The 6197-nt window shown below is 62.1% G+C and carries 6 protein-coding genes, 1 tRNA gene and 1 pseudogene; 4 read left to right on the forward strand and 4 right to left on the reverse strand.

Annotated features, from left to right (window positions below):
• On the reverse strand, positions 1-1002 hold a 1002-nt coding region (locus AC1DPF_RS18815), incomplete at its 3' end, for an acyl-CoA dehydrogenase family protein (protein WP_477962919.1).
• Positions 1003-1394: 392 nt separating this feature from the next.
• On the opposite strand from AC1DPF_RS18815, the gene AC1DPF_RS18820 reads away from it, so the two are divergent.
• Positions 1395-2495 carry an alcohol dehydrogenase catalytic domain-containing protein gene (locus AC1DPF_RS18820; RefSeq protein ID WP_477873388.1) on the forward strand — a complete coding sequence of 367 codons (1101 nt, stop codon included), beginning with the start codon at positions 1395-1397 and terminating at the stop codon, positions 2493-2495.
• 158 nt (positions 2496-2653) lie between these two features.
• Here the strand turns inward: AC1DPF_RS18820 and AC1DPF_RS18825 are convergent, their stop codons facing one another.
• Complete coding sequence (locus tag AC1DPF_RS18825; protein ID WP_477873386.1) at positions 2654-3463, reverse strand: SDR family NAD(P)-dependent oxidoreductase; 810 nt, start codon at positions 3461-3463, stop codon at positions 2654-2656.
• 401 nt (positions 3464-3864) lie between these two features.
• On the opposite strand from AC1DPF_RS18825, the gene AC1DPF_RS18830 reads away from it, so the two are divergent.
• The 3 genes from AC1DPF_RS18830 to AC1DPF_RS18840 are packed head-to-tail and all read left to right on the forward strand — an operon-like array spanning position 3865 to position 5366.
• Entirely contained in the window at positions 3865-4131 is a 267-nt protein-coding gene (locus tag AC1DPF_RS18830; protein WP_477873384.1) for a hypothetical protein, read from the forward strand.
• Positions 4132-4146: 15 nt separating this feature from the next.
• Positions 4147-4968: an SDR family NAD(P)-dependent oxidoreductase gene (locus AC1DPF_RS18835; RefSeq protein ID WP_477873382.1), complete on the forward strand. Its 822-nt coding sequence runs from the start codon at positions 4147-4149 to the stop codon at positions 4966-4968.
• On the forward strand, positions 4965-5366 hold the full coding sequence (locus AC1DPF_RS18840) for a nuclear transport factor 2 family protein (protein WP_477962921.1): 402 nt from the start codon (positions 4965-4967) through the stop codon (positions 5364-5366). Before AC1DPF_RS18835 ends, AC1DPF_RS18840 begins: the two co-directional genes overlap by 4 nt.
• A gap of 174 nt (positions 5367-5540) precedes the next feature.
• Here AC1DPF_RS18840 and AC1DPF_RS18845 read toward each other — a convergent pair.
• Positions 5541-5651 (reverse strand): annotated as a pseudogene (locus AC1DPF_RS18845) (NAD(P)-binding protein); the annotation flags it as partial.
• Between the two features lie 416 nt (positions 5652-6067).
• Positions 6068-6144: transfer RNA gene (locus AC1DPF_RS18850), tRNA-Met, on the reverse strand.
• Positions 6145-6197: the final 53 nt, after the last annotated feature.

Consider the following 6197-nt stretch of genomic DNA (forward strand, 5'->3'; position numbering starts at 1 on the left):
CGCCACGCTCGCGCTCTGGAAGCGCATCATGTGACGCATCTCGAGTGGCGGCATTTCGTCGCGCTCGGCATACTCACTCATGATGTCGAAGTTGGCGAACATCGACTTCTTCATCTCATCGATTCCGGCGACCGCAGACGCAACCGCAAGCTGCGCGTCGGGATCTTTCGACGTCTTGCTGCCCATGAAAACCTTGTCGCGAGCATATTCACGGAACAGGTCGGTCAAGTGCTGGAGAGCACCGATATGGCCGTTCGTGATGCCGCGCATGAACACGAGCATGAACGGCATCCGGAACAGCGGGCCCGAATTCCACGGGCGGCCAGGATTGGTACCGTTGAAGCCATCCGTGAACTTGTGCGTACGATGTTCGGGCACGAACGCCTTGTCGACAACTACGTCGTGGCTGCCCGTGGCGGCCAATCCGGTGGTATGCCAAGTATCGACGATCTTGGCATCTTTGCGGGGCAGAAGGAAGGACCGATACTGGGCCGGATCACCGTCGATAAAGCCACCCAGAAAAGTCCACTGGCAATGCTCGCACCCACTGGAATAGGACCAGCGGCCACTCAACTCGTAACCGCCTTCCACCGGGGTCGCCTTGCCCCCCGGCATGTAGGGTGACGCGATCAGGACCGAGTCGTCTTGCCCCCACACGTCCCGCGCCGCCTGATCGTCCATCAAGCCTATGTGCATGCTATGCAGGCCAATGACGCCGTAGATCCAGGCAACCGACATGTCACCTTCGGCAAGTGCCATCTGCACCTGCGCGAAGGCGCGTTGTCCGAGCTCATAACCGCCCCAGCGTTTCGGCTGGAGTACACGAAACAGGCCCGCCTCGTTGATGCGGCGAACGGTATCGGGATTGACGATGCGGTTACGCTCGTCCTCATCCGCACGCTCGCGCATCAGAGGGATCAGCGCGCGAGCCCGCGCGACGAGTTCATCGATCGTGGGAATGTTGAACGTCGGGGCGCTGACGCTGGCGGTTTCAGTAGACACCCAATGACTCCCGATAGTTCCAGCATGTCCGATCGTCGTCGGCATGCCCCGATTGATTGAACTCTAGACCTCGCGCTTCGTGCGAAGCATACCTCATTCGGACGAGCGATTCCGCAGTTATGGGGCGGCGATACGCGCTGTGATCGCCTCCACCATCGAGCGGGTATTAGCCGAGCCGCCGAGGTCGGGCGTCAAGTGCTTTCCACCCCGAGGACGCCTTTCATCGCTTCGAGCACAAGTTTGGCCGCTTCGCCTTAACCGAGATGGTCGAGCACCAACGCCCCCGCAATCGTCCGACGAGACGAGGAAGGGTGCGCTGCCATCTGCAACGGTTTCGAGACTGTGCGTTGCCAGGGTAGCACGACCTCGCTTGCGCATTGGGAGAACACAGAATGAAGACCAAAGCCGCCGTCGCCTTCGGGGAATCGCAGGCACTCGAGATCGTCGAGCTCGACCTGCGCGATCCGGAGGCGCACGAGGTGATGGTGCGGCTGCACGCAACCGGCCTCTGCCACAGCGACATCGCCGCGCTGGATGGGGAGAATGTGCTCGGAGCCTTTCCGATAGTGCTCGGGCACGAGGGCGCCGGAGTGGTCGAGAAGGTCGGCGCGGCGGTAACCTCGGTCGTTCCGGGCGATCATGTGATGATTGCACCATTACCGCAATGCGGGCGCTGCGAGGAGTGCCTCAGCGGGCGCTCCAATCTCTGCGCCGATACGTTCAAAGGCTTCGCCGGAACATCCTCGCCGTTTTCCTACAAGGGCAAGCCGATCGGTCGGTTCATGCACGCCGGCACCTTCACCGAATACACCGTCACGAGCGAATCGGCGGTGGCCAAGATCCGTGATGACGCGCCGCTCAACCGTGCTTGCCTTGCTGCATGTTGCGTGGCGACGGGCGTCGGTGCGGCCGTGTTCGCCGCGAAGGTCGCCCCAGGCTCGACCGTGGTAGTGTTTGGGATGGGCGGTATCGGGTTGAACAGCGTTCAGGGCGCGCGTTTCTCAGGCGCCACCCGCATCATCGCGATAGACACCAACCCCGCAAGAGAGGAGGCCGCGCGCCGGTTCGGCGCTACCGAGTTCATCAACCCGCGCGACCTGAACGTCGACGTAGCGGACCATATCCAGGAGCTGACAGGCGGCGGCGCGGACTATGCGATTGAGGCTGCAGGTCATCCGTTGGTCGTCCGCCAGGCACTGCGTTCGGTCCGGTTCGGCTCGGGCCAGTGCATCGTAGTGGGCATGATGCGTGACGATGCGGTTCTGGAGTTGAAGCCCGCGGATTTCGGGATCGGCCGATCAATCCGCACTTCGGCGGGTGGCGATCTGCGCGGCCGCTACGACGGGCCCCGCCTCGTCGAGTGGTATATACAGGGCAAGCTCGATTTCGAGGGCCTAGTGAACGACACCTATCCGCTCGAGCAGATCAACGAAGGACTGGACGCGCTGCGCGCGGGCAAAGTGATCCGCAACATCATCGATCTGCTGGTCTGACGGACATTCGCGTTTCAGCTATTCCGTCCCGGCGCCGCCCCCGGGACGGCGCGTCAAAACCGCCGCGCAGGTATCTAGACCGAGATTCGGATCGCGCTTGGCCCGATGATATCCGCTCGGTCAAGTCGGGCTGGTTCCCAAGCCGCCCGCCGCAAGCCTTATTCTCCAGGCCTGATTGATACGGCGCCGATCAGCGTGTTTTGATGGCTCATCTGGCCGCCATCGATCGAGATGCACTGGCCGTTAACATAAGCGCCTTCGGCCGAGATGAGCCACAACACGGCAGCGGCGATGTCCTCCGGTACGCCGAGCCGTGGCGACAGCATGTGCGGCATGATCCTAGGCCACGCCTCGTCGCTCCCGAACACATCCTGAGTCTTCGGAGTGAGGATGATGCCAGGCGCAATCGTATTGCAGCGTATACCCTCATGGCCATGCTGTGCCGCGATATACTGCCCCAACGTGACGATGGCCGCCTTGCTCACGCCATAGGCGGTGAGCCCGGGCCCGCCGCGCAGCGCCGCGCCGGATGCGATGTTGACTATCGCACCACCACCGCTTGCACGAAGTGCCGGAATTGCATGGCGGCAGGCGAGCATCGTCCCACGCAGATTGACCGCCATCGTGCGATCCCAGATTTCCAGATCGATTGTCTCGATACCGAGATCGCGCGCAGTCAGGCTTGTGTCTGCGGCATTGTTGACGATGGCGTGAAGCCCGCCCCAGCGATCAACGGCCTCATCCACCATCGCGCGAACCGAGCGTTCGTCGGACAAGTCCATATGCTTGACATGCGCCGCACCGGCACCGGCGTCCGTGATCTCCACTGCCACCGCAGCGGCGGCCGCGGCATCGATATCCGCGAGGAGAACGCGCGCGCCCTCTCGCGCTGCGCTGCGAGCAATGCCAGCACCGATGCCGGTCCCCGCGCCCGTGACGACGATGATCTTTCCCGCCAAACGCGCCATCGGTCCCCTCTCTAATCAAGAACGGAGTCGGAGGTTAACCGATCGAGCGACACCGTACCTACCGCGAACGGACGATCGCGCTGCCGGTACTCCCGAAGCTCCTCGCAATTTCGAGTGGCAAACCCTGACGCCCTGTCCTGGCGAGCCCAAGCATATTGCCGCGCTGGCGTTGCTCCTTGCGTCAGACGAAGCGGTATTCATGACCGGCGCGACCGTACCCAGCGGACAGCGGCTGCTCGCTCATCAAACCCACATCGGCGATATGATGGAGCTGTTCGCGCAAAGTTCCTGATCGGGTCGCGGGACAATAGTCCGGCAAGACGATGCATATAGAGCAGGCCACAGCCTCTATTGAAAGGCTCGCACATGCTTAGGGCAGGCGATCGGAAGGGATTGCGTTTATGTCAGGCGCCGCATCCGACGCGCAAGCCTCCGTATACGACGATCCCGAACGGTTCGACCTCATGCGCGCACCCAATCGCCACGTCGGCTTCGCTGCCGGACCCCATTTCCGCCTCGGTAGCCGGCTTGCCCGGCAGGAAGAGCAGAGCATGTGCCGCGCCGTCGCGACGAGACTACCGCGCCTTTATCTCGTTCGCGAACCAAAGCTGAAGCGAAGTTCGGTCCGGTCGTGCGACGCGCTCATCGTGACAGCAAAGAAGCGGTAGGAAGGAATTATGCTCATGGATGACGCACGACGAGCGGACCCTGCGAAGTACGGCCCTTGGGCGGTGATCGCCGGAGGCTCGGAAGGGATCGGCGCAGCCTTTGCGCAACGACTGGCTGAAAGCGGTATCAATCTTGTCCTGCTCGCTCGCAAGCCCGAACCGCTCGAGGAGGTTACCGCGCAGGTGGCCGCGCTCGGTGTCGAGGTGCGATCACGCGCGATCGACCTCACCGCAGCGGACGCGATGGATCAGGTTAAGGCGCTGACCGACGACATCGCGGTCGGGCTCGTCATCTATAATGCCGGCTCGTCCGATCGCGTTGCCGAGTTTCTTGACGAACCATTGGAAAGCTGGCTGCGACTGATAAATCTCAATGTCATCGGGCAAACCACATTCACTCATCATTTCGGCGGGCTGATGCGCAAGCGCGGCCACGGCGGAATCATCCTCGTCGGATCGATCGCGGGGTGCTGCGGCGCCAATGCATTTGCGACCTATGCCGCGGCCAAGTCCTTCAGCCGCGTTCTTGTCGAGGGGTTGTGGCGTGAATTTTCGCCCGACGGAGTCGATATTCTCAGCCTGATCGCAGGTAGCACATACACGCCTGCGGCGGTGCGCATGGGCCAGCCTACCGAGCACCCGCTCTTGCCGACGGTCACAGCAATGGAGGTCGCCGACGCGGGACTGGCCAATCTCGCGGACGGTCCGGTCTACGTGATGCCGCTTCAGCAGGAAGCGTTCGCCTATCTTCGCAGCCTGCCACCGAAGGAGGCGGCGATCGCCATCGGGCGTTCCACAAACGAGATGTTCGGGCGGACCGAAAGGAGCATGGCATGATCTCCACGACTGATCTGGACGACATCAGGCAGCTATTTGTACGCTATTCGAACATGATCGATGAAAGGCAGTTCTCCCGACTTGGCGAGGTGTTCACGCCAGACGCAGCGTATGACATCGAGGCCGTCGGCCTCGGCACATATCGCGGATCCGAGGAAATTCTAGGGTTCCTCCGGACCGCGCCGCATCCGTTGCTTCACAACAATGTCAATGCCGAAGCGACGATCGATGCCGATGGAACGGTGCGGGCGTTCTCGCGCTGCCTAGCGGTACTTGATACGGGGCAATCGTCGATCGCTACCTATCACGATATACTTGTACGCACTGCCGATGGATGGCGCATAGCGGAGCGTATTGTGTCTCYCCGCACCACGGCGTCGATCCCGGCGGAGAACTAACGGCTCTCGGATCGGCCTGGGGCATGATCGTTCGAGGTAGAAGCGCGTGGCGTTTCCTCCGAAAGCGTGAATCATGCTCTGACAATGGTTAGACCTTGATCGGATCAGATCGGTGAATCGGCCTGATCGTCGGCTTGAACTCGTTCGAGTTCGAAGGCGATGGAAGGGCCAATCGTCACCGCCAGCTTCGATCAGGAGCACGCGTTTGTCCGGCCTGGCGCTCAGCCGGTTCGCGCGGACACAGCCCGCCGATCCGGCGCCGACGATGATGTAGTCGAACTCCACGGCTTCCCTCTCCACACCAGCTGAGCCACGCCCGACAAACAGATGAACCGCCGAAGCAGCGCACGTGCTGAACTTCCCGTGGCGAGCAACGCGCAGAGCTGCTCCAGGCTTCTTGCGATAGCGTCCGCCGCGTGCCGATGCAGCAACGTCAAATCAGACGGATGGAGGATGGAATGGTGAACAGGGTCACCGAGCTACCGCTCTCCTGGCCCCTGTCCACAATCTGAGTGTCGGCGAACCGGTATCGGGGCTGCTCGTCCCCATGGCCACGCGGCGGATGGGCGGCGCTTTGTCGACGACGGGGGCGAGGACGCGCCGGTCCGCGCGTAAAGGTAGAGAGGCCTGGCCTCCTGCCGGAGGCGAAGCGGCCCGCGCGGAGTTATCCGAGCGGGCTGAGATTGTTGGTTTTGGTTATTTGGTTGCGGGGACAGGATTTGAACCTGTGACCTTCAGGTTATGAGCCTGACGAGCTACCGGGCTGCTCCACCCCGCGACACTGAGAGCGGCCTTGGGGTTGTGGCCCTGTTGGCCTTTGAGATTGTGAAG

This window comes from Rhizorhabdus sp. P4_G6, from assembly GCF_056401045.1.